At 39.4% G+C, this 22,067-nt stretch carries 25 protein-coding genes; 8 read left to right on the forward strand and 17 right to left on the reverse strand.

Annotation, left to right across the window (positions count from 1 at the left end; genetic code table 11):
* Positions 1–92 precede the first annotated feature (92 nt).
* Positions 93–1,487, forward strand: a complete 1,395-nt coding sequence (locus ACZ5L8_RS11635; protein WP_464437672.1) for a dipeptidase — start codon at positions 93–95, stop codon at positions 1,485–1,487.
* Here ACZ5L8_RS11635 and ACZ5L8_RS11640 read toward each other — a convergent pair.
* Positions 1,484–2,257 carry a DUF1206 domain-containing protein gene (locus ACZ5L8_RS11640; protein WP_464437674.1) on the reverse strand — a complete coding sequence of 258 codons (774 nt, stop codon included), beginning with the start codon at positions 2,255–2,257 and terminating at the stop codon, positions 1,484–1,486. The two genes, ACZ5L8_RS11635 and ACZ5L8_RS11640, sit on opposite strands and share 4 nt — an antisense overlap.
* An 84-nt stretch (positions 2,258–2,341) precedes the next feature.
* Entirely contained in the window at positions 2,342–2,917 is a 576-nt protein-coding gene (locus tag ACZ5L8_RS11645) for a PhnA domain-containing protein (RefSeq protein WP_464437676.1), read from the reverse strand.
* A 130-nt stretch (positions 2,918–3,047) separates the two neighbouring features.
* Between ACZ5L8_RS11645 and ACZ5L8_RS11650 the strand changes: the two genes are divergently transcribed.
* The 4 genes from ACZ5L8_RS11650 (at position 3,048) to ACZ5L8_RS11665 (ending at position 7,040) form a co-directional block, all read left to right on the forward strand.
* Positions 3,048–3,419, forward strand: a complete 372-nt coding sequence (locus ACZ5L8_RS11650; RefSeq protein ID WP_464437677.1) for a BlaI/MecI/CopY family transcriptional regulator — start codon at positions 3,048–3,050, stop codon at positions 3,417–3,419.
* Entirely contained in the window at positions 3,416–4,723 is a 1,308-nt protein-coding gene (locus ACZ5L8_RS11655; RefSeq protein WP_464437679.1) for a M56 family metallopeptidase, read from the forward strand. Before ACZ5L8_RS11650 ends, ACZ5L8_RS11655 begins: the two co-directional genes overlap by 4 nt.
* Before the next feature lie 138 nt (positions 4,724–4,861).
* Positions 4,862–5,713: a hypothetical protein gene (locus ACZ5L8_RS11660; protein WP_464437681.1), complete on the forward strand. Its 852-nt coding sequence runs from the start codon at positions 4,862–4,864 to the stop codon at positions 5,711–5,713.
* Between the two features lie 226 nt (positions 5,714–5,939).
* Positions 5,940–7,040, forward strand: a complete 1,101-nt coding sequence (locus ACZ5L8_RS11665; RefSeq protein WP_464437683.1) for a DUF4407 domain-containing protein — start codon at positions 5,940–5,942, stop codon at positions 7,038–7,040.
* Position 7,041: 1 nt separating this feature from the next.
* Here ACZ5L8_RS11665 and ACZ5L8_RS11670 read toward each other — a convergent pair whose 3' ends face one another.
* From ACZ5L8_RS11670 to ruvC, 11 genes are all read right to left on the reverse strand, one after another.
* Positions 7,042–8,490 carry a hypothetical protein gene (locus ACZ5L8_RS11670; protein ID WP_464437686.1) on the reverse strand — a complete coding sequence of 483 codons (1,449 nt, stop codon included), beginning with the start codon at positions 8,488–8,490 and terminating at the stop codon, positions 7,042–7,044.
* Between the two features lie 390 nt (positions 8,491–8,880).
* The gene (locus ACZ5L8_RS11675) at positions 8,881–10,323 is read right to left on the reverse strand and encodes a cell wall anchor protein (RefSeq protein ID WP_464437688.1); all 1,443 of its coding nucleotides are present in this window, start codon (positions 10,321–10,323) and stop codon (positions 8,881–8,883) included.
* Between the two features lie 145 nt (positions 10,324–10,468).
* Entirely contained in the window at positions 10,469–12,241 is a 1,773-nt protein-coding gene (locus tag ACZ5L8_RS11680; RefSeq protein WP_464437690.1) for a MutS-related protein, read from the reverse strand.
* Positions 12,242–12,243: 2 nt separating this feature from the next.
* Positions 12,244–12,618: an MmcQ/YjbR family DNA-binding protein gene (locus ACZ5L8_RS11685; RefSeq protein WP_464437692.1), complete on the reverse strand. Its 375-nt coding sequence runs from the start codon at positions 12,616–12,618 to the stop codon at positions 12,244–12,246.
* Positions 12,619–12,936 (reverse strand): type II toxin-antitoxin system RelE/ParE family toxin, encoded by a 318-nt coding sequence (locus ACZ5L8_RS11690; RefSeq protein ID WP_464437695.1) that lies wholly within the window; start codon positions 12,934–12,936, stop codon positions 12,619–12,621.
* A complete protein-coding gene (locus ACZ5L8_RS11695) occupies positions 12,933–13,175 on the reverse strand; it encodes a type II toxin-antitoxin system ParD family antitoxin (RefSeq protein WP_464437696.1) in 243 nt (80 codons plus the stop codon). Before ACZ5L8_RS11695 ends, ACZ5L8_RS11690 begins: the two co-directional genes overlap by 4 nt.
* Positions 13,176–13,215: 40 nt before the next feature.
* Positions 13,216–13,719 (reverse strand): GNAT family N-acetyltransferase, encoded by a 504-nt coding sequence (locus ACZ5L8_RS11700; protein WP_464437698.1) that lies wholly within the window; start codon positions 13,717–13,719, stop codon positions 13,216–13,218.
* The gene (locus tag ACZ5L8_RS11705) at positions 13,703–14,323 is read right to left on the reverse strand and encodes a DUF4230 domain-containing protein (RefSeq protein ID WP_464437701.1); all 621 of its coding nucleotides are present in this window, start codon (positions 14,321–14,323) and stop codon (positions 13,703–13,705) included. The genes ACZ5L8_RS11700 and ACZ5L8_RS11705 overlap by 17 nt, the downstream gene beginning before the upstream one ends.
* A gap of 27 nt (positions 14,324–14,350) precedes the next feature.
* Positions 14,351–15,115 carry a cyclase family protein gene (locus ACZ5L8_RS11710; protein ID WP_464437703.1) on the reverse strand — a complete coding sequence of 255 codons (765 nt, stop codon included), beginning with the start codon at positions 15,113–15,115 and terminating at the stop codon, positions 14,351–14,353.
* Between the two features lie 13 nt (positions 15,116–15,128).
* Positions 15,129–16,280, reverse strand: a complete 1,152-nt coding sequence (gene hemW, locus ACZ5L8_RS11715) for a radical SAM family heme chaperone HemW (protein ID WP_464437705.1) — start codon at positions 16,278–16,280, stop codon at positions 15,129–15,131.
* Between the two features lies 1 nt (position 16,281).
* Positions 16,282–16,839 (reverse strand): crossover junction endodeoxyribonuclease RuvC, encoded by a 558-nt coding sequence (gene ruvC, locus ACZ5L8_RS11720; protein ID WP_462597139.1) that lies wholly within the window; start codon positions 16,837–16,839, stop codon positions 16,282–16,284.
* Here ruvC and ACZ5L8_RS11725 point away from each other — a divergent pair.
* From ACZ5L8_RS11725 to ACZ5L8_RS11735, 3 genes are read left to right on the forward strand one after another with little or no spacing between them, the layout of a single operon-like run.
* On the forward strand, positions 16,793–17,998 hold the full coding sequence (locus ACZ5L8_RS11725) for a glycosyltransferase family 2 protein (RefSeq protein WP_464437706.1): 1,206 nt from the start codon (positions 16,793–16,795) through the stop codon (positions 17,996–17,998). The two genes, ruvC and ACZ5L8_RS11725, sit on opposite strands and share 47 nt — an antisense overlap.
* A gap of 36 nt (positions 17,999–18,034) precedes the next feature.
* Positions 18,035–18,274, forward strand: a complete 240-nt coding sequence (locus tag ACZ5L8_RS11730; RefSeq protein WP_464437709.1) for a hypothetical protein — start codon at positions 18,035–18,037, stop codon at positions 18,272–18,274.
* Positions 18,256–18,567, forward strand: coding sequence for a type II toxin-antitoxin system RelE/ParE family toxin (locus ACZ5L8_RS11735; protein ID WP_464437710.1), 312 nt, complete (start codon positions 18,256–18,258; stop codon positions 18,565–18,567). The genes ACZ5L8_RS11730 and ACZ5L8_RS11735 overlap by 19 nt, the downstream gene beginning before the upstream one ends.
* A 22-nt stretch (positions 18,568–18,589) precedes the next feature.
* On the opposite strand, the gene ACZ5L8_RS11740 is transcribed toward ACZ5L8_RS11735, so the two are convergent.
* From ACZ5L8_RS11740 to ACZ5L8_RS11755, 4 genes are read right to left on the reverse strand one after another with little or no spacing between them, the layout of a single operon-like run.
* A complete protein-coding gene (locus ACZ5L8_RS11740) occupies positions 18,590–19,084 on the reverse strand; it encodes a hypothetical protein (RefSeq protein WP_464437713.1) in 495 nt (164 codons plus the stop codon).
* 32 nt (positions 19,085–19,116) lie between these two features.
* Complete coding sequence (locus ACZ5L8_RS11745) at positions 19,117–20,220, reverse strand: acyloxyacyl hydrolase (protein WP_464437715.1); 1,104 nt, start codon at positions 20,218–20,220, stop codon at positions 19,117–19,119.
* Between the two features lie 3 nt (positions 20,221–20,223).
* The gene (locus ACZ5L8_RS11750) at positions 20,224–20,982 is read right to left on the reverse strand and encodes a head GIN domain-containing protein (RefSeq protein WP_464437717.1); all 759 of its coding nucleotides are present in this window, start codon (positions 20,980–20,982) and stop codon (positions 20,224–20,226) included.
* Complete coding sequence (locus tag ACZ5L8_RS11755; RefSeq protein WP_464437719.1) at positions 20,979–22,067, reverse strand: acyloxyacyl hydrolase; 1,089 nt, start codon at positions 22,065–22,067, stop codon at positions 20,979–20,981. Before ACZ5L8_RS11755 ends, ACZ5L8_RS11750 begins: the two co-directional genes overlap by 4 nt.

Below are 22,067 nucleotides of genomic sequence, written 5' to 3' on the forward strand. Positions count from 1 at the left end.
AAATATAGAAAAGATTTTTGATTGCGAAATCATTTTTTTGAAAAAAATTTCATCTTCATATTCATTAAATTTACAGCTATATAATTTTTACCATGAAAGACATTCAACTTTATATAAAAGAGAACAAAGATCGTTTTCTCGAAGAGTTAATCGAACTACTTAAAATACCGTCAATTAGCGCAGACTCTGCGTACAAAAATGACGTGATCAAAGCTGCTGAAAGTATTGCAAACAATCTTAATAAAATAGGTTGCACCGCTGTAGAAGTTTGTGAGACACCGGGCAATCCTGTGGTTTATGCCGAAAAAATCCTTAATCCTGATCTTCCCACGGTTCTAGTTTATGGTCATTATGACGTGCAACCACCAGATCCTGTTGAGTTATGGGACAGTCCGCCATTTGAGCCAGTGATCAAAGAAACGCTTAAACATCCGCAAGGAGCGATCTTTGCTCGTGGCGCTTGTGACGACAAAGGGCAAATGTACATGCACGTTAAAGCGGTAGAATACATGCTCGCGCAAGATGATCTTCCATGCAACGTAAAATTCATGATTGAAGGTGAAGAAGAAGTAGGAAGTGAAAATCTTGAATGGTTCATTAAGCGCAATCAAGAAAAACTTAGCAACGATGTGATCTTGATCTCTGACACTGGGATGATCGCTAACGATGTACCAAGCATAACAACCGGCTTACGCGGCTTAAGCTATGTTGAAGTAGAAGTTACCGGACCTAATCGTGACCTTCACAGCGGACTTTATGGCGGCGCGGTTGCAAACCCCATCAACATCCTGTGTGATATGATCTCTCAATTGCACGACGAAAATAATCATATTACCATCCCAGGATTTTATGATAACGTATTAGAACTTACTCCCGCTGAGCGCGAAAAGATGGCAGAAGCGCCCTTTTCGCTTGACGAATATAAAGAAGCGCTAGATATTGCAGATGTGCACGGCGAGAAGGATTACACCACAAATGAGCGCACAGGAATAAGACCTACGCTAGATGTAAACGGTATCTGGGGTGGTTATATAGGAGAAGGCGCAAAAACTGTAATTGCAAGTAAGGCTTACGCCAAAATTAGCATGAGACTTGTGTCCGATCAAGACTGGAAGGAGATCACTGAATTATTCAAGAAGCATTTTATAAGTCTTGCGCCTGAAGGTGTAAAAGTAAAAGTGACTCCACACCACGGTGGGCAAGCGTATGTAACGCCACTAGATAATATAGGCTACAAAGCGGCAGAGATCGCCTACGAAAAAACATTTGGCAAAACTCCGGTACCACAATTTAGCGGCGGAAGTATTCCTATTGTTGCGTTATTTGAAAAAGAATTAGGAAGCAAAACCATTTTAATGGGCTTTGGCCTTAATAGCGACGCCATTCACTCGCCTAATGAGCATTTCGGGATCTGGAATTTCTTAAAAGGAATACAGACCATCCCGCATTTTTATCATGAGTTCACACGCTTATTTAAAGAATCTTAGAAGCGTACGTCAGCATATTTTGCTTGCACAAACATAAAAACCGCATAGGCAACAAGCCCTAATGCAACTAAGCCCATCACCGAGGCTCCTAGAGAATTTTGCAGAAACTCAAAAGCTGCAACTTTACCACTGGCTGAGCCTTGGTGCGTGATGGCAACTTTAAAAAGTAAATACGCCACGATCCCAGAAACAATGCCACGAGCAGTAAATCCTACAGCTCCTGCACGCAAAAGTGTTTTTTTCACTTTTGAAGAAAGTTTGTGTTCTTCAACATCATGACGGTATTTTCCTGTAAAACCTTTATAGAATTGATAAAAAGATTTTCCGGCGAGGCAAATGGCTACAAAGCCTAGCAAATATGGCCCATAAGGCTTGCTCATAATGGTTTGCACCATGCTATCACCGCCTGAACCGCTTGATTTTCCCAGCGTCATTTTCACGGCAGTGAAACCTAAAGTTCCATAAAAAAAAGCGCTCACCACAAAACCAGCGCGCTTTACAAAACCCTTAAATTCACTCCACTTTTTCCCTGAACCTTTGATAGCTTCATACAGTCTGTAAAAAGAATACCCAAAGAGACCGATACCTAAAATAGCCAGCAAAATCCTCCCAAAAGGTTGCGATGCGATAAATTGAAGTGCATTTGTGTTGCCGCTCATAGAGCCGCCCAGATTAAAGGCCGCAAGAGCAGTTAGAAGTCCGATGAGTGCATAGACAGCACCCTTTGCCGCGATACCAAATCTGGCAAGTTTTTCTTTTTTGTTAGTCATAGCTCCAAATTACTGCAAGGCAGTAAATGGCGCTATTAATGCGATGTTATATTTGACTTAACACATTCATAATGAGTGAAAATTTTAGATCTTTTTTACATAATCTGTGATGATCACAATGTGTTGACCATCCACTTTTCCCTCGATGTATTTTTCGTTCTCGTGATCTAGCGAAATGCGACGCACGGCCGTGCCTTGCTTTGCGATCATACTGCTGCCTTTAACCTTAAGATCTTTGATCAACACAACAGAATCTCCCGCTTCAAGAGTATTACCGTTACTATCGCGGTGCACGATCCCAGCAGGAGCAGATGCAACTATACCAGCCTTCGCCCACTCTTCTGTAGCCGGCTCCATATACATCATATCTAGCAGATCTTGCGGCCAGCCTTCAGCTTTTAATTTGTTCAACATTCTATACGCCACAACTTGCACAGCAGGCTCAGTGCTCCACATACTATCATTTAAACAGCGCCAGTGATTAGGCTCTATTTTTTCTGGATCATTAAGTTGATCTGCGCATGTGCCGCATACAAGAATACTTCCTGCAGAACCACTTTCTGGCGCTTCAGGAACTTCATAAATCTGTAGATCGTCTTGACTTTTACAAAGTTCACATGCGTTTTCACCGCGGGCAAAAAGTTCTTGTTCTAGGCTCATTGTAGTAGATTTTCGGGCAAAGATAAGGCTAATTTGTGGTTATCATTTTTGGGCTGTAGCCAAAAAATATTACTCTACACTTGTAGAATTAAAATAATATTCTACATTTGTAGAAACAAAATCTAAAGTCATGCAACTTAGTAACGCCGAAGAACAACTTATGCAAATATTATGGTCGCACAAAAAAGCGGTCATGAAGGATCTAATCGCTGGTTATCCTGAGCCAAAACCTGCAACAACAACGGTGGCTACATTGCTAAAACGCATGCAAGACAAAGGTTTTGTAGATTATGAAAAAACAGGAAGGTCTCGCGAATATTACCCTCTCGTGAAGAAAAAAGACTACTTCTCAAAGCAGATGAACGGGATGATAAAATCGTTTTTCAACAACTCTGCAGCACAGTTTGCATCCTTCTTTACCCAAGAAACAGACTTGAGTCAAAAAGAGCTAGAAGACTTAAAAAAACTGATTGACGAACGCATCAAATCTCAAGAAAAATGATCGATTATATCTTAAAATCAATCTTGTGCTTACTTGTACTTTGGGCGTTTTATAAGATAGCGCTAGAGCAGGTTTCTGCACATCGATTTAAGCGTTATTATCTGCTTTCCAGTCTGTTTATCGCAGCGATCTTGCCGCTCATAACGATAACTTATGCCATAGAGGTAGAACCTCAACCAGTGCTGCAAAACCTTCAGGTGGTAGAAAATGATCTTGTAACTGCGCAAGAAGTTGTGTCGCAAGAGAAGCCCTTTAATTGGTCAATTGTACTCTGGGCGATCTATGGAGCGGGTGTGTTGTTATTTGGTTTTCGCTTTACGCGAAATCTACTAGGGATCAACAGCAAGATCAATCATAACGAGCAGATAAAAGAATCCACGCATGTGAATGTTTTATTGCATCAAAAAATTACACCACATTCATTCTTAAAATATATTTTCTTACCCAAACAAGAATTTAAAGATCATACGATTGCGCCTGAAGTTTTAGCGCACGAACGCGCTCATGTTGAGCAAAAACACAGTTGGGATATTCTGCTTATTGAGTTTTTTCGAGTTGTGTTTTGGTTTAATCCGCTGATACATTTTTACAAAAAAAGCATTGCACTTAACCATGAGTTTTTGGCCGATAGAGCCACAATAAAAAATTATAAAAATATTGATGCTTACGTACATCAATTGTTTAGATACTCTGGCGGTACTGATCACACTGCATTAGCGAGTTCACTTAATTATTCATTAACTAAAAAGCGAATTATTATGTTATCAAATAAATTCTCTGCAAGAAAACTAGCACTGCGGCTAGGACTCTTGCTGCCCGTACTGGCGCTTTGCGCTTATCTTTTTAACGAGGAGATCGTGGCAAAGCCTGTTTTTACTGAAAGTGGAATGGCAACCACTTCCCAAGGAACAATTTCTAGCGAAAGCAAAGTATTAGAAATTAAAGTTACCAAAAATGGAAAGCTCTATTTTATGGGAGAAGCAACATCTGTTGAAAAACTACAAGATAAAATTCAAGAGTTTTTAAAAGCAAATTCAACTAATTCAAAGAATGTTTCTGCCAAAGTAAAAATTGACGAAGACGCCCCAATGGGTCTGTTTACAGATGTTAAAGATATTTTGAGAAAAGAAGGTGTAAATAATGTAAACATCTCCGCAAGTCAGGAAGCAAAAAAGCCTGAAGTAATCACTCAAGCAGAGCTTAATCAAATTTCCAAAAATCCTAAGTATAGAATTTTAGAGAAAAAGTCTCCCACACAATCACAAATAAAGGAGTGGAAGGATGCTGCTAAATATGGAGTTTAGGTAGATGGTAAGCGCATTCGAAATAAAGATCTACGAGATGGTCAGCAATACAGTAGCTATCTAGTAAGCAAACTTGAGAAAAATGCTAAAAACTATGGTGAATATACTTATAGGGTTAATTTAATAACTACTTCTGCATTGGAGAGTTTTGTAAACTTCACAAAGACTGAGGACTGGAAAGAAATGGAAAAGCAATTTCTCCAAAAAGAAAAAGTCCTAAATATTACCGTAACTGACAAAAGCCTCTGGCTGAATGGGAAATTAGTTAAACTAGACGATTTTACTAATGAAGTAGACAATCTCACTAAAGCTTGGACAGAAGAAGAAAAAAAGAATTACAGCGTTCATTTTAGAGTAACAGATTCTAAATCTTTTGATTGGGCAAAGCTTCAAGAGCAGTTTAAGAAAACAGCACTTTACAAAATTAGCCCAAGACAGTTATTACCGCCACCTCCGCCACCACCAGCACATGCTGCCTCAAAGATGGGTGACAATCCACCACCACCACCAGCTCCGGCTCCAGAAGGTCCGTTTGATACTAGTGATTTTCATGTTCTCAAAATAGTTCTAGGCCCAGATAAAATAATGATGGGCAAAGAAGACAATATATCTCTAGAAAGAATTAATGATTACATCAGGGATAACTTTTCAGATTGGGTGAAGGAAAAAAGTAAACGTAGAGCATTACTCGTTTATCAATTACCCGGCGTAGATGATAAAAGAACTAAAGAACTTTGGGATGTTTTAGAAGCCTTTAAAATTAATAGCGTGAAATATGAAAAGGCTGTAATAGGTCATCCAGCACCACCTCCGCCACCGCCTTCTCCTAAGCAAATGATAGAAAGTGCTGAAGACATCTACTATAATGGAAAAAAGATTTCTAAGGACGAAGCATCAAAACTGTTTAAAAATGCTGATCAATATAACATCATGTTGAACAACAACTCAGGAAAGAAAATTCTAACAATAGCTGAGAAAAAAGGACAATAGACCAGGTAACATAGATGATTTTAAAATAGGTGTAAAAAAATCTGGCAGTAAAATCACGCTTGCTGATTTAAAAAGCACTTACTAGAAAACCTTAGGTATTAGCCTTCATAAGGATCAAACACAATACATTGATCGCAATGGTAATGGTGCATAAAATGCATACAATATCAATATAACAAAGAGCGTTTTAGTAACTTAACCCCATTCATCAATCAATTTTTAAGTTATGCTAAAACGCTTTTTTATTCTTTGCTCTGGCGCAGACTCTAAACTACTGGATAACTGCGCAGAAGGAGAACAAACAAAATATGTAGGCATTGGCGCCACCGTTTTCTTCACTGCGCTAATGGCTTTTATAGCCGCTGGTTACGCACTTTATACAGTATTTGACAGCATTCCTGTTGCTGTTGGTTTTGGGCTTGTTTGGGGACTTTTGATCTTCAATCTAGACCGTTTTATCGTTTCTACCATTAAGAAACGCGACAGCTTTATGGATGAGTTTTTACAGGCGCTTCCGCGAATTATACTCGCTATCATTATCGCCATTGTAATTTCAAAACCTCTAGAGCTTAAGATCTTTGAGAAGGAAATAGATCGTGTTTTACTAGAGCAGAAGAATGATCTCACGCTGGCTAATCAAAATCAGATTGCAGAACAATATACTCCGGCGACACAGGCCATCGATAATGAAATCACAAAGATCAAAGCAGAAACTGAGGCAAAGGAAAATGAAGTAAATGCGCTTTATGAAACCTATATCGCTGAAGCGGAAGGACGCGCCGGAACTGAACGAATAGGCAAAGGTCCTGTTTATAAAGAAAAACGCGAGAAGCACGATGCTGCTTTAGCTGAATTAGCAGAACTTAAAAAAACAAACGCAGAGAAGATCGCAGCGCTTGAAAGTCAAAAAGTGGAACTTGCTTCTCAGTATGATACTGCTGTGGCAGATGCACAACCCATTATTGATAATTTTGATGGACTCATGGCGCGTGTAGATGCTTTAGATGAACTTCCTTGGCTTCCGTCATTCTTTATTTTACTGTTATTTCTGGCTATTGAGACCACACCTATTTTCGCAAAATTGATTTCGCCGAAAGGGGAATATGACATCAAACTAGCCGACGCAGAGGGCGAACTTAAATCTTGGGCAACGCAAAAAGCCAACCAACGCAAAAATCTTGTGGATGCAGATAATGTGGTTAACGACAAGGTTTATGGTGATCTTACAGAAGAAGATGAGCTTTATGATTACAAAAAGAAAATGGCTCGCGAACTTATGAAACGTCAGCAAGATTCTTTTTACAAGAGACAGAGCAGATTGCTCTAATTTATTGTGCAGTCATATTAAGAGATACAGTGAGCAGGTCACCGCCGCCGCTGTATCTTTCTGCCCAAACCTCGATATAATCTCCAGGCGAAAGCTCAACAGTTCCCACGATCGAAACAGCACCAAGGTCATTACTACCGTTGTTCTGTTTGTATACTCTTGTTTTTTCAAGAACTGTAGCGGTACCAGAACCGCTAGTCCCTTTTGCTAGATAAAATATAAATATCGCATTGTTATTATCACCCTGATAAGACAAACTGGTAGTAACATTAAAGAAACGCGTTTTTGTACCATCATAGATCAAGCGATTATCTCCTGTGGATGTAAATCTAAAAAGGTTGTCTGAGTCTGTGTCACCCACCACTTTTGTTCTACTTGAGGTTCCTCTTCCTGAGAACGTTGTCTCTGCACCGAAGCCAATTGGGTAATTTAAATTAACGTTACCAGTAGCTGTATCATCTGTTTCTAATGGTAATCCTGGACAAGCCACATACCAATCATTCGTGAAATTATAACCTGAATAAGGAGAATTGCCGACAACGTAGGTTCCGCCTCCGTAGAAGTTAACACCTTTAAGCTGTGCGCTCCCTGCTATTGAGGTAATACCAGTGATATCAATACCTACAGCTCCATCGCCGCTAGAAACTTCCATAAAACCTCCTTCTTTCTGGATAGAATTAAAAACTCCTGAGAATGTTTTATAGGTTCCATTATTTGTAGCATCCCAACCTTGACCAGCAACATACACGTTGTCAATGTTTGAAATAGTGATACCATCATTATTGTTGCTGTAAATAACAGCTCTAAAAAAGATAAAGTCAAAACCATTAACTGTACCTACAGAATTAGATCCATTTAAAAAACAATCTTTAACAACTAGAGCGCCACCATTTGATGCGTTAAAATCATAAATAATACCACCTATTGCGCTAATGGTAAGACGTCTTACAGTACCGCCTTTTGTGCTTTGAAAAACTGTACCGCCAGTGGCTTCTAACCTATCCTGACCAGAGTTTTTACCAAAGATATATGAGTTATTAAGATCAATAGGCACTGCTAATGAAATCACGCCGTTTACTTCATAAAGTGTATTTGCATCTAGAAGATATGAACTGCCACCGCCTGCTGATAACTCATCAGCAAGATCTGCTACAGATTTAATGATTTTATGATTTGCTCGTGATTCACTATCTAGAGTATCCCAACTTCCGCCTGTGTAGAAATAAAAAGAATCCTGATCTGTATCAAAAACAATAAGCCCTTGTGCCGGATCACTTATCGCTTGACGTTGCGCAGAAGTCATTCTAGGAGTCAACATCCCACCAGTTGCAGAATTGACATCCAGAATTGCAGATGGATCTGGAGTTGTTGTACCTATGCCTACCTGTGCAAATAGCGGTGTGCATAAAAGCATAAATAGGCCAAGGACAATAACTAGTTTATTGTACATAGCATTAGGGTTTTAAGCAGGTGTGATTTGGGAACTTAAAATTAAGTACTAGTATAAAATCGCAAAAAAGATCAAACTTAAATTTTACAAATAATTAGTAACCATTAACTTACAAAAACACAAAAATTGACCTGTGTCAATTTTTGTATAAAAAATATCGTTTTACCAAAAAAATTGTTTAATTATTCATGACGTTTTTCACTTGTAAATATCTAATAAGTAAAGATGTTAGATGTTATTTCACAAAATATGAAGCAATTAAAAAATATGAAGATTAATGGATCTTGACAGAGTAGCTTTCGCCGAAAGGCATAAAAAAAGAGTTCTCTCTTAAATTAAAAAGTAACTCTTTAACAGATAAAATAATTCATTCAACGAATAAAATGAAAGCTATTTAAGACTGAGGTTTTCTGAAAATATGGCCATTGTATCAATCCCTCCACCAGAAAGGCGCTGAACATAAATTTCTATATAATCGCCGTTCTCTAAATTGGTAACCGCTGTAAGGTTAACATTTTGAATTTGTGATGCATTATCAATTTTTACAACCGCATTAGATTGATTAATTAAAACTCCGTTTTTAGCAAATATAAACGCATAAAAATCATTATTTGCATCTGTAACTCTCACAGATAAACTTGCATTAATTTGAAAATCCCTCGCTTTAACTCCTTCATATTCCAGCCTATTTCCTGTTAAATTTGAAGTAAATCTAAACAGACCGGAAGTTGTAAAAATACCTGACCCTTGAATCAATACTGGTGTAGAACTACTAACTAACTGTACAAATCCTGAGGTAAGTGAGCCATTAAAATAAAAATTACCTGTAGCATTTGCATCTGTCTCAACAGGGATACCTTCACAGTTTACATCCCATGCAGTACTGAAGTTATAATTTGTATATGTACCAGTTGTATACTTGCGTACACGCGTACCAGCTCCTGAGAAACTTATATTGCTCATAGCTGCCGAATTTGATATCGTAGGATTACTTGCGACATCTATACCAGTCTCTCCACTCTCTGTTATTACGCGACCATTAGCCAATTGTACATTTTCAAAAGCACCGTTAAAATCTATAAAAGTTCCTGTGTTTGAAGGCTCCCAGAAAAGATTATTCATAAAAAAACTATCGCAGCCAGTAATCGTATAACCATTAGCATTGCTTACATATTGCGTTACACTCATAAAAACAAGATCTAAACCGGTTAAAGAACCTAAAGATGAAGCTCCTGCAAAAATTGAATTATTCACGACTAACGTTCCTCCAGACAAATTAAAGATTTGCTGACCTCCACCGCTAATAGTAACATTTCGCAAACTCCCAGCGGTTGAACCTGTAAAAAATGTACCACCACTAGCATTTACAAGAATATCTTCACCCACATCTACACCCTCAACATAAGCTCCATTAAGATCTACCGGATGATCAAAAACGATCGTACCATTGATCTCATATAAATAATCTGTATTGAGTTGATACAGCGATCCACCTCCTGCGGTAAGTTCATCACTTAGATCTGAAATATTCTTAACAAGCTTGTAGTTATCTCTTGTTTCTGCCGCTTGAACGGAGCCTATTGGCTGCCAGCCAGCATCATAAAAATAAAAAGCCGACTCTGTAAGATCATAAACCAGAAGTCCCGTAGCAGGAGAAGAAATAGCATTACGCTGGGTCGTAGTCATCCTAGGCGCAAGCATCCCTGCGCTAGTAGAATTCATATCTAGAATAGAAGAAGGATCTGGGTTGCTTGTTCCTATTCCTACCTGTGCGTTAGCATGAATGATGCAGAAAAACACAAGCAAAAAAGCAGTAGTAATTTTCTTAAACATCGATGATAATTTAGATTCTTAGTTCGATTAACAACTAAAAATAAGCGACATACGACACTAAATCATCAAATCTGCAATAGAAATGCTTTATGATTATGCATTTTTCAAAGTAATTACTTGTATAAAATATTCAATTCAGAAATATTTAAATAATTCCCATCTTTTGAAGTAAAAAAGAAGCGTTCATATTCTGGCAAATACCAGGTTTAAACGTGTAGTCAAAGTAGAGTTCGCCATCGATGATTTGAGCGTCAAAATAATAATTTGAAACTGGTTCTAATTCTTGCTCAATTTCACACAAACTCAAATCATGCGTGGCAATAATCCCGGTAGAATTTGAAGCAACCAGTTTCTCCACAAATTTCTTAGATCCTTTTGCCTTGTCCTCGCTGTTTGTGCCCTTTAAAATTTCGTCGAGAATGATAAAATAGCGGTCGGTATTGATGGCATTCACAATGGTTTGCAAGCGTTTTAGCTCAGAAAAGAAATACGATTCATCATCAGTAAGTGAATCACTCGTACGCATGCTTGTGATAAGTTTAATAGGATTGTATTTTACCTCTTTCCCAAAAATGGGCAGACCCATATTGCTCATCACGATAGACAAAGAAACCGTTCTTAAAAATGTACTTTTCCCAGCCATGTTCGCGCCGGTGATAATGAAGAAATTTTCTTCCGCTATAGCGAAATCATTTGTCACGGCTTTTGCAGGGTCTAGCAAAGGATGAGCTAGGTTTTTTGCATCTAGTATTGCTCCACTTTGTTTCACTTCCGCGAAAGCGTAACCTGGGTGATTGAAGCTGAAATTACCAAGACTGTTGTACGCATCAAAGAAGTGAATCACATCAAACCAAGCCTCAACATCAGCAGCATGCGCCTCGATCCAGCGCTCAAAATTGTATGACTGCCGAAGGTCATTGAGGAAAAATCCGTTGATGAAAATCCCCACCAACATGTTGTTACGCTGGTTAAGGGAATCAAGGATTTTAGAGAATTTCTTGATTTTTAGTGAGGCTTTTTCCTGTTCGCTACTTTTAATTTTAGTAAGCTCTTCAATAAGTAAACTAGATTCAAAATGCTCTTCTTCAAGCATCAGAATAAGCTTATAATACTGCTGAAAAGTACTCGCAGCTTTTTCTGTCTTATCAGCCAAAACCATGACTTTCTTGATGTAAGAACCCGTAATTCCCAATCCCAGAAAAAGCCAGGTAACCACAATCATTTCAGGAACAATACTAAAGTATGCAAGCACGACAATCGCAATAGAAAACACCGAAAAAATAAGCGGTACAACCTTCATGATTTTTGGGACAAAAAAGGTGTACGACTTTAACCAGCCGGTGATTTCTTCTGCAGACATTTCTGACTTGGCGAGTGCAGCAGTGGCATTAAATTCTTGTCTCCATTTCGCTTTCGCGGAAAGTTCTTGTATCGCTTTCTGCTTATCTTCAATGCGCGTGATGTCATTTGCTTTCAGCAGCTCTGAAAGCTTTTTTGCCCCGCTCTCCAGACTGGTACGATTAAGATATTGAAAGAACGAACCACGCCCAAAAAGGTCAACATCCATGCTGTAGAAATGCGTGTCGTCTTTGAACTTTTCGCCGGAAGGCAAATCATAAAAATCACGATGCAAGACTTTAATTTCTGTCTCGTTGAGCGATAATAATTGCTGTAAAAAATCCCGTTTATACTGCAGATTTGTATGTCGTTTTACTAAAAAACCAAAGAAAACGGCCAGCACAACAACCACCGCGATCATTACCTGCGTATAGCTCCATAAAAAATAAAAAACAGCGATAATTGCAAGAAAAACCAGTAATCGCAGCGTGCTGCTTACGCCAAGTTTCTTCTTGATTTCCGCATGTTTTGCTTGATAGACGTTGAGATTTTCCTGGTAAAATTCTTGTGGATTGGGCATGCTTAGTAGTCGCCGTTTTCGAGTTGTTGTTTCAGTTTTTTAGGAAGACCTTTTACAATGAGGCCGTAACTGTGGTCGATGAGTTCGATGATAAATTTTGGCGAAAGCTCACCATTTACCTGCACCGTGTTCCAGTGTTTTTTGTTCATGTGAAAACCCGGCAAAATATCATCTGGATGTTCACCTCGCAATTCCTCAGCCCAATCAGGGTCGCATTTTAAGTTGACACTTCCACCGCCCTGCTCAAATTTCTCAAGACTGAGCAACGCAAACATCTTGTTCATCACCTTAAAAACAAGCGTGTCATTATCAAACGGAAAACTCTCGGTCACCGCTGGTTTTGCGATACAATATTGGCGTATTTCTTCGGCGTGCATTTATCTTAATCTCGTTTTAACATCCATTCGCTGGTGTAGCACTCTTATAATTTCTACAACCTCATCAACATTCTTCCTATAAAAAATAAGATGCGATTTAACTTTAGAAACCCTGTACCCTTTTCTTATATGCTCAATTGATTTTCCTGCCATGAAATTCTCTGCGATAAAATTCTCTGCGATAAAATCAATTTCAGAAAAAATCAACTGATAATATCTATCCGCCTGCTCTTTTGACCATTTGTGAAAAGTATATATCCAAATGTCTTCAATATCTAAAAGCGCGTGCTTACTGATATGATATTTAGAACTTCTCACAGGTGTTTAGCATGAAGTCTTTTTAAGTGATTTTTAGAATCAAAATCTTCAATAAACCCGCTACTTTCTCCCTTTTCTAGCGCTTTAATAAGCTCATCTTCTTTGCGCTTCTCGCTTTCTAGCAATCGCAATGCAGAGCGAACAACCTCGCTTACAGAACCATATTTACCGGACTTAACTTCAGCCTTAATGAATTCTTCAAAATGGCTTCCTAAAGAAATCGATGTGTTTTTTCCCATTGCAGATGCTTTTTATCAAAGTTACCAAAATTTGGTAACTTTAAAAAAGCGATTTCTCCATCACATAATCTTCCATCAAATACCCGTTCCCGATGTCGTTGTCTTCTACTTTTACCACTTTGAGGCCGTAGTGCTCATAGAATTTCACCGCAGCATTAAAGCGGTTGACGTTGAGATAAAGGGTTTGTGAGTCGTTTTTTTTCGCTTCCGCGGAAGCGAAATCCATCATAAATCTACCAGCACCAAGGCCATGACAATCGTGGCTCAAATAAATCTTCTGCACTTTACTACGCTGATTTTCGCCATGCTCTAAAGAAAGATAGCCTGATGGTTTGCCATCAATTTCCAAAATGAAAAATTCATGACCCTTTTGCCCTATTTGCTCCTCAAGCGCTGCATCGCTGTACATCATGTTCATCATGTATTCAATCTGCGCTGGCGATAAAATATCTTTAAAACTGGGTGGCCAGATACGGTTTGCCAATTCCTGAATGCGGTATTTCTCGTGCAACGGCACGGCAACCATCTCAAGCTTGTTTTTCATGAGGTAATTCTTTTGCAGTGGCTTCTTCAAGCGCGGTATAATCTAATTTCCAACCGATGGTTTCTACAACAGATTGCATCAGCGCTACGGTTTCTAACGCCTGTTTTCTGGCTTCATCGTACAAGCCGCTTTGTGGTACTTTATCAACGATGTGCTGTTTTGCCTCTCGGTTAATTTCGGTTAAATCTGAGGAAGTAAATGGATTCGCCCAACCTTCTTTTTTATCATAATACTTAAAGTCGGTCTCAATGCTCAACAGCTCAGGTTCCGGAAAACCGGTAAGATGAATGGTCTTCTTGCCATTTTCTGGATGCATTTTGATTTTAGTCAAATCAAAACCTACATACGCTTTTGCATCAATTAGTATCAGCGCCTTTTTGCTGCCAAGCAATAAATTCATCCACTTATCTTTCACGTTAGTATAATGGTAAATCTCAGAGAAATCACCTTCTACCGTGATAAATTTACACACGCTTCTAATCTTCTCCATAAGCACAACGCTCTGGGTGTTTGCCCTAGCATTTTTCTGGCTTTTGCTGAAGCGCGAAAAAACAAAATAAGCGACAATGCTGCCGGCCGCAAGACCTATAAACAGATATTCCATTAGATAAAGATAGGTATCAAAATGGGATTATTGCGCGTCTTTTACAATCTTGTACAAAACGGGTTTACTGGGCGACGCATCATTGTCAAAAGAAGCGATTTGTAGATTGAGGAGATAGCTACCATCCTTCACGTGATGCGGCACAAATATCATTTCTGTAATGGTTGCATCCATGCGTGGTTGCTGTTTTGGCTTCACATTCCAGAAAGCTTTGTGGCTTGCTAGTTCACCTTCGTCACGCTCGCGGTCCACGCTGGGCAAATCAATCAAAAGATGTTTTACACCTATCTCGCGCAAGAAAATCGCTGCTTCGCTCAACAAATAAGGCCAGTTTGTATTAGACCAATTTTTTGTCTGCTTTTCGCGACCATTGGGAAGCGTTCTTATCACCACCGCTTCTGGATTTTTGCCCAGCAACGAATTCTGGATTTGTACTAGCGTGATGACCTGGTCTTCGCCACGCATTTCGGGCGCTACGGTAATCACCTCTGCGGTAAAGAAAAACTCGGTCAAGACGTCATTTACCGAATAAATTTCTTCAGTAATATGGCCCACACACTCGGTATGCGTACCGTGACCATGCGGATTAAAATGAATATTTTGAAAATTTATCACAGAGCCTTCGCTCACTAAAGCCTTCATGTTTTTCTCAACCACAGGCTCAATTTTAGGCGGCTCAATGTACCATGCCACGGGACTTCCCGCGTCAGATTTCATAGGAATAGAAATATCTAAAGGCTGCGAAAGGTCAACCTGAAAGGTCTCCCCTTGATGATGAATGTGTGCTAGCATATCTTTTTTTGGATTACTCCAAATTTACCAAAAACAGGTCACTTGCCAGTCCGTCGCTAAGGAATTTGCCTTTTTTTGTGACAACTATTCGGTCGCTTTCCTGCCTGTCGGCAGACACGGCGCGAAAAAGAAACCCATCTTCCAGATGCTCTTTTGCCTGAATTAAAAGGTATTCTGCATATTTTTTACCGAATTCATTTTCAACACGTTGCAACGAAACACCCCATTTTGTACGCAAACCGGTCATCACATACTCGTTGTATTTATCTGTGGTAGAAAGCGTTTCTCGCTCTAGCGGAAGCTTGCCAGCTTCAATTTTTTTGATGTAAATGGTGTTGTTTGCGACATTCCAACTGCGGGAGTTACCGTCATAACTGTGCGCTGAAGGACCAATGCCCAGATACGGTTTTTGCGTCCAGTATGCCGTGTTGTTACGTGAGTAAAATCCTGGTTTTCCAAAGTTTGAAAACTCATAATTCTCAAAACCATTCGCTTCCATCACGTCTAGCAAAATCTTGTAATGCTGCTGCGCAACCTCATCATCCACAGGTTTGATAACACCTTTTTCAATGAATTTCTTCAAGGCTGTATTAGGCTCCACGGTCAACGCATAGCTTGAAATATGCGGCACGCCAAGTTCAAGCGCAATTTTTAGATTTTCGCGCCAGCGCAAATTACTCATCTCTGGAATTCCATAAATCAGGTCGATTGAGATATTCTCAAAATAGGCTAAAGCTAACTTGATACTTTGCAACGCCTCGCCACTGTTGTGCGCGCGGTTCATCAACTTTAAATCTTCGTTGTAAAAAGATTGCACACCAATGCTGAGTCGGTTAATGGGAGAAGACGCTAGCATTTTTAAGACATCTTCGTTTAAATCATCCGGATTTGCCTCCAGCGTAATTTCCGCGTCAGCGACAACTTTAAAATGCTCATTGATACAATCAAAAATCTGCTTCAGCTCTTCTGCGGTAAGCAAACTGGGCGTTCCTCCACCAAAATAAATAGTTTCAAGCGTGTTGCCTATTTCGGTCTTGCGAAGCTTTATTTCGCTGCAAAGCGCATCTACAAGTTGTGGTTTCTTTTTCACAGAAGTAGAAAAATGAAAGTCGCAATAATGGCACGCCTGCTTGCAAAACGGGATGTGGATGTATAAACTAGACATGTTATTTCTTAACTACGCGCTTCTCATTTTGCTTTACAAAAGCATCCCAGCCACTGTAACTCTTGCCCGCGATTTCTTTACCGCTGTTAAAATGATGACACACCGCCGCGGCGAGACCATCTGTACTATCCAGATTTTTAGGCAGTGTTTTTAATTTTAGCAGGCTTTGAAGCATTTTTGCAACCTGTTCTTTGCTCGCATTACCGTTGCCTGTAATCGCCATTTTAATCTTTTTTGGCATGTACTCTGTCACGGGAATTTGTCGCGAAAGTCCAGCAGCCATCGCCACGCCCTGCGCTCTGCCTAGCTTTAACATACTTTGCACGTTCTTGCCATAAAACGGCGCTTCAAGGGCGATTTCGTCAGGATGATACGTGTCGATAAGTTCAATCGTGCGTTCAAAAATCAGCCTGAGTTTAATATACGGGTCGTTATATTTCTTGAGCTGCAACTCGTTGAGCTGCAAAAACTCCATCTTTTTATTGACCACTTTAATAAGGCCAAAACCCATAATGGTCGTCCCCGGGTCAATCCCCAATATTATTTTTTCTGTGCTCAAACTAAAATTTCACATCTTTGAAGTCACCACAAAACTAATCAATCTACGCGTGCTTATCATCAAAGTCGTCTTAATCCTTTACACCGCCCTCATCGCGCTACTTTGTGTGGGATTTTTAAGGCTTGCGCCAAAAGTTCGCCGACTGCAAAAGCATTTTCTAGGTCCATTTACCACGCGGTTTAGCATTGTGATTCCCTTTCGCAACGAAGCTGAAAATCTGGAGCTATTGCTCGTTTCACTTTCTCAATTAGATTACCCTAAAGAATTATTCGAAGTCATCCTAGTAAACGATGATTCTACTGATGCTTCTGTGGAGATTATAAATAGCCTTTCGGCGAAAATGAATCTCAAACTCCGCATCCTGGAAAATGAAAGATTTTCCGGCTCACCGAAAAAAGACGCCCTGACCAAAGCCATTACTCATGCCAACTTTGAGTGGATTGCCACCACAGACGCCGATTGCAAATTGCCAGCCAACTGGCTAAAACATTTTCACACAGAAATCACCGCAAATCATGCCGATTTCATAGCAGCTCCGGTGATTTTCTTTGATGGTAAAGGATTTTTAAACGCTTTTCAAAAACTAGACTTTTTATCGCTGCAAGGCGCAACCATGGGAAGTTTTGGCATCCAGAAACCATTTATGTGTAACGGTGCTAATCTCGCTTTTAAAAAATCAACTTTTGAGGAAGTGGGCGGTTATGCAATGACCAATCACTTGGCGAGTGGCGACGATGTTTTCCTGATGCATAAATTTCTTAAAACCGATAAAAAAGTAGTCTATCACAACGCATCACAAGCTACTGTAGAAACCGCTGCTCAAACAAGCTGGAAAGCTTTAATACAACAACGCGTGCGCTGGGCGGCGAAGGCAAGCGCTTATAAAAACCCCGAAGCTTTGCTGATTGGGCTTCTGGTTTTCTTTGGCAATTTAGCGTGTATCACCGTGCTGTTTTTCCCTGAAATCTATATTTTGCTTTTGCCAAAAATCATCATCGATTTTGTGTTAATCGCACTCACAGCAAATCTTCTAAAGCAGCAAAAAGCTTTGTTGTATTTTATTCCCACGGCAGTATTTTATCCGTTTTTTACCGTTTGGGTTGCAGTGCGAAGTCAATTAGGAAGTTTTGTGTGGAAGGATAGGATGTTTAGGAAATAAATAAATTCAGTATTTTTATAATCAAATTCTTAAACAATGGCTGCAGTTGATAATATTAGAAATTCTTTGATAAGCAAGATTTTGACTATTAAGGACAAGAGCATTCTTACTGCAATTGAAGACCTTGTGAATTCTTCTTCAAAAAATCAAAAAGTAGAGCTTACCGAAGAGCAAATTTTAATGCTCGAAATGAGTGAAAAAGATATAAAAGAAGGAAATGTAATTTCTCAAGAAGAGCTTTTTAAAAGAGAGCGAGAATGGCTGAACGCAAAATAATATGGACAAAAATTGCGAGCCTTCAATTGAGAACAATCCTAGAATTCTGGATTGAAAATAATAAATCCAACACTTATTCTCTCAAACTTCTAAATCAGGTAGAAGAAAACTTAAAAGGAATAGTTCTAAATCCGCTAAGAAGCCCTGAATCTATTTTTCCAAACTCTCGGGTTTCTGCGATGAAACACTACAGTATTTTCTATAAAGTGGACGACACTGAAATTGTCGTAATAGCTTTTTGGGATAACCGGCAAGACCCTAATAAATTATTGAAAATTCTCAGTCGACAGTAAAATTTCTAAAAACATTAAAATCCTACTCCACTCTCACAACCACTGGCACTTTAAACGAAGTCTTTACAGGTATTGAGCGCTTGATAGCTGAGTGAATTTTGGGTAGTGAATCCAGACTTTTAGTGAGCCAGGTTTTGAGTTGCGGTAGATTTTCTTCTACTTTTTCAGGGATGTCAAACTTCTCAATAGATGGTTTTCCTTCAGCGTCTACGGCAAGTTGCAACCATACGGTATCTTGAATTTCTTCCTCAACCACGATTACCCTTCGCTTTAAGCTTTCTTGAAAGTTCTGGGCTAACTTTCGCTGAAAGCAATCCCATTTTTGTTCTTTTCGCGAAAGCGAATCACAACTCACAAAGGTGGGAAAATCATCTACATTGCGCATGTCGATTTCCTTGAGGTCTTCTTGCAAAAAATCTTCTGACGAGATTTTCTTGGTCTCGATATCCTTGCAGGCGACAGCGAGCGCGGCAATTAGACAATATGTGAGGATTTGCTTAATAGTATTGAATTTCAATCGTGGAAAAATACGATTTTAAGCAGAAAGTTTTACAAACGGTATCCCACGCTAAATTCTACGCCCTCAGCCTTTGCGCCATGGGCTTTTACCGTGACTCCGGCAAATATATCATCTGTAAAATAGCGCTTGAGGCCCAGACGATTATAGATTCGGTTTTCAAATTCTACCGGCCAATACACATAATACCCCACGTGCGAAACAAAGGCAACTTTGTTAAAACGTAGTTCGTGACCTACAAAAACCCCAACGCGTTTCCAGTCTGTATCTGGGTCAACTTCTAACTCTGGAAATGAAGTAGATTGCAGTTTTATAAGCTCTTTTAAGAACGTTGCCGCAAAAAAATCTACTCCCGCAAGCAGCGTACTTTTATGGCTGATACGCTTATCTGCAAACGCCGAAACCACATAAAAAGGATATTGCCCAGAACCTACAATGTCACTTTCATTAAGGCCGCCGCGCAGCACAAAATTATAGTGAATAGGCTCTGTGTATTTGTAATCTTCCGCTTCACGCTCAATAAACTCAGGAATGCCTTCTTCGTGGTCAAAAGTATAGTTGGCGCCCACCGTAAAAGCAAATGTATTTGTGCTGTTGTTAGGCGCTCTCAGGTTCGCATTACTGTAATGAATAATGGTAAAACCTGCGTTTACGCCAAAACCTTCAAACAGATTTTGCTTTGAATACTGCGCCGCGATATACGTTGAACTTAACAGTTTTGTGCCGTAAGCATTGTTGATGTAATTAGTTTCTGGGTCGTAGGGTTTACCTGCAATCCCTATTCCTTGCCCGATGCGGAAATAGGCATTTCTATTTAAAAAGTAAAAATTGAAATGACCGTAGAAGCTAATATTCTTCCCCAGATATTCATTGTGCAAATCTTGATACGCCGCACTAAAACCCCAATCTGGATAACCATAACGGCGCTCCCACTCATTGTACCCATACGTTTTGCGGTTGTAGCTTAAAAGAATGCCCGTGGGATGCCCAGTGATTAAATGATTGATATCTGGATTATGCTCTAAGATACTTCCGTAGAAATACGAAGCGTCGATAGTTACAGTTTTTTTTTCGGTTTCTTGAGCTGTGCAAAAGACAACTATTAACATCGCGATAACCGAAAAAAACTGTTTCATAAATTAATCTTCAAAAATGAGTTTGCCCTTGCTTAGCGTTTCAACATCCACGCTGGGCGGTTGTGTAGGACAAATGACATTGCCCACCCCGCGAATGATACCAGAGATACTTTGACGCACGTCAAAGATAGCATCATTTCCCCCACGATGGTCAAGCGTTGCGTTTTGCACAACTAAATTACGACCGTTAAGTCGAGGCGCCTCGTTAAAAAACCTCAAATTAAGAACTTCAGCGCTTCCCCGAAGATTGAACTCAGCCAATCCATTAGACCTAACTATTAAGTTTGTAACATTTAAATCTAAGGTAAAAGTTCCGTCTTTCTTTGGGTTTAAAATTTTCACTGAAGTATCGGCAACAAGCAACAAGTTTTCAAAATTAAGAACACCATCACTACTTACCTCAAAACCAGATGCATTGCGTATTTCGGTTAGATCTGGCACGGTTACAAAAACTGTTGTCGTACCATAATCCCGACCTAAATTACAGGTATTGTTATCGCGAACGCTCAAAACGCCGTCAACAATCTGTACGGTAATATCATCAATAAGGTTTTCTCCAGCTTGTAAAACTACCTTTTGCTCCGAGCCTTGTTTTATGATCATTTTCACGCCACGCTCGGCACGCACTTTCGTGAAAACTTCTAGATCATATTCCTGCTCAATAATATCTCCCGTACCCTGAAAACAGTCTTCAAACTTCGTACTGCAGCCTAAAAACAAAACCAGCGAAAATATCAATGCTATTTTTAATCCCTTTTTCATAATCTGATTCCTGCTCCAAATTCAACCGCTTCTGCTTTTGCCCCGTGAGAATGCAATGTCGCTGCCGCGAAAAAGCGCTTGCCAAAATATCTTTTCAAGCCGATTCTAAAATACGCCCTACCCTCAAAATCATACGGGTAATACACATAATAACCCAACTGAGAAACCACCGCAATCTTATTGAAATGCAACTCATGACCTGCAAAAACACCTACGCGCTTCCAATCTTGATCTAAACTTGCATCACGTTGCGGCAAGCTGATAGCTTCGTGCCTGATCTGATCTTTTAAAAAGGGTGATAAGAATAAATCTGCCCCAAGTTGAAAACTGCTTTTGTGAGTAACCCGCTTATCAATAAATGAAGAAACTACAAGAAAAGGTCTTTGGCCTAAGCCGATATAATCGCTCTCATTTAAGCCTGTGCGTAAAGCAAAATTGAATTTTAAAGGCTCTGTATATCTTGATTTTATCTTAGGACCGCGCTCTGGTTCTTCTTCATCAAGGTCATAATTAAGACCCAGGTTAAAAGCTAAGGTATTTGTACTTGTATTTGGCGCCCGCAAATTCGCATTACTATAATGCACAAAAGAAATCCCGGCGTTCAAACCTATTTTATCAATGATATTAGGTTGATGATAATTAAACATCAAAAACGTGGAACTTAACAAGTGCGAACCGTACGCATTGTTTCGGTAATTGTCTTGAAGGTCAAAAGGATTTGTGTTGTAGGCCACACCTTGACCTACGCGTGCCATCAATTTTCTATTTAAGAAGTAAAAATTAAAATGACCATAAAGTCCGTAGTTGTTGCCTAAGGTTTCATTTTTATTCCCCTGATGAACAAATGAAAATCCCCAATCTGGATAATTGAATCGGCTTGCCCACTCATCATCACTAGAAGTTTTTCTATTGTAACTCAGGATGATTCCCGTGGGATGGTTTGTTATAAGATGCGCAAGGTCCTTATTATGTTCTAAGATAGAACCATAAAAGAAATTAGCATCGATGCTTTCGTATTTGTCATTTTGGCCTTGAGCCAAAAAACAACACATCAAAAGCAAGACAGCAAGCAGATTTTTCTTCAT

The organism is Leeuwenhoekiella obamensis (genome assembly GCF_055391795.1).

Coding starts and splice junctions, on each gene's coding strand:
- ACZ5L8_RS11700 (WP_464437698.1), bottom strand. CDS start 13,719: ATGAAAAACAAGCTTGAGATGGTTGCCGTGCCGTTGCACGAGAAATAC.
- ACZ5L8_RS11635 (WP_464437672.1), top strand. CDS start 93: ATGAAAGACATTCAACTTTATATAAAAGAGAACAAAGATCGTTTTCTC.
- ACZ5L8_RS11675 (WP_464437688.1), bottom strand. CDS start 10,323: ATGTTTAAGAAAATTACTACTGCTTTTTTGCTTGTGTTTTTCTGCATC.
- ACZ5L8_RS11730 (WP_464437709.1), top strand. CDS start 18,035: ATGGCTGCAGTTGATAATATTAGAAATTCTTTGATAAGCAAGATTTTG.
- ACZ5L8_RS11670 (WP_464437686.1), bottom strand. CDS start 8,490: ATGTACAATAAACTAGTTATTGTCCTTGGCCTATTTATGCTTTTATGC.
- ACZ5L8_RS11685 (WP_464437692.1), bottom strand. CDS start 12,618: ATGCACGCCGAAGAAATACGCCAATATTGTATCGCAAAACCAGCGGTG.
- ACZ5L8_RS11650 (WP_464437677.1), top strand. CDS start 3,048: ATGCAACTTAGTAACGCCGAAGAACAACTTATGCAAATATTATGGTCG.
- ACZ5L8_RS11755 (WP_464437719.1), bottom strand. CDS start 22,067: ATGAAGAAAAATCTGCTTGCTGTCTTGCTTTTGATGTGTTGTTTTTTG.
- ACZ5L8_RS11725 (WP_464437706.1), top strand. CDS start 16,793: ATGGTCGTCCCCGGGTCAATCCCCAATATTATTTTTTCTGTGCTCAAA.
- ACZ5L8_RS11665 (WP_464437683.1), top strand. CDS start 5,940: ATGCTAAAACGCTTTTTTATTCTTTGCTCTGGCGCAGACTCTAAACTA.
- ACZ5L8_RS11655 (WP_464437679.1), top strand. CDS start 3,416: ATGATCGATTATATCTTAAAATCAATCTTGTGCTTACTTGTACTTTGG.
- ACZ5L8_RS11750 (WP_464437717.1), bottom strand. CDS start 20,982: ATGAAAAAGGGATTAAAAATAGCATTGATATTTTCGCTGGTTTTGTTT.
- ACZ5L8_RS11640 (WP_464437674.1), bottom strand. CDS start 2,257: ATGACTAACAAAAAAGAAAAACTTGCCAGATTTGGTATCGCGGCAAAG.
- hemW (WP_464437705.1), bottom strand. CDS start 16,280: ATGTCTAGTTTATACATCCACATCCCGTTTTGCAAGCAGGCGTGCCAT.
- ACZ5L8_RS11645 (WP_464437676.1), bottom strand. CDS start 2,917: ATGAGCCTAGAACAAGAACTTTTTGCCCGCGGTGAAAACGCATGTGAA.
- ACZ5L8_RS11695 (WP_464437696.1), bottom strand. CDS start 13,175: ATGGGAAAAAACACATCGATTTCTTTAGGAAGCCATTTTGAAGAATTC.
- ACZ5L8_RS11745 (WP_464437715.1), bottom strand. CDS start 20,220: ATGAAACAGTTTTTTTCGGTTATCGCGATGTTAATAGTTGTCTTTTGC.
- ACZ5L8_RS11735 (WP_464437710.1), top strand. CDS start 18,256: ATGGCTGAACGCAAAATAATATGGACAAAAATTGCGAGCCTTCAATTG.
- ACZ5L8_RS11710 (WP_464437703.1), bottom strand. CDS start 15,115: ATGCTAGCACACATTCATCATCAAGGGGAGACCTTTCAGGTTGACCTT.
- ACZ5L8_RS11680 (WP_464437690.1), bottom strand. CDS start 12,241: ATGCCCAATCCACAAGAATTTTACCAGGAAAATCTCAACGTCTATCAA.
- ACZ5L8_RS11705 (WP_464437701.1), bottom strand. CDS start 14,323: ATGGAATATCTGTTTATAGGTCTTGCGGCCGGCAGCATTGTCGCTTAT.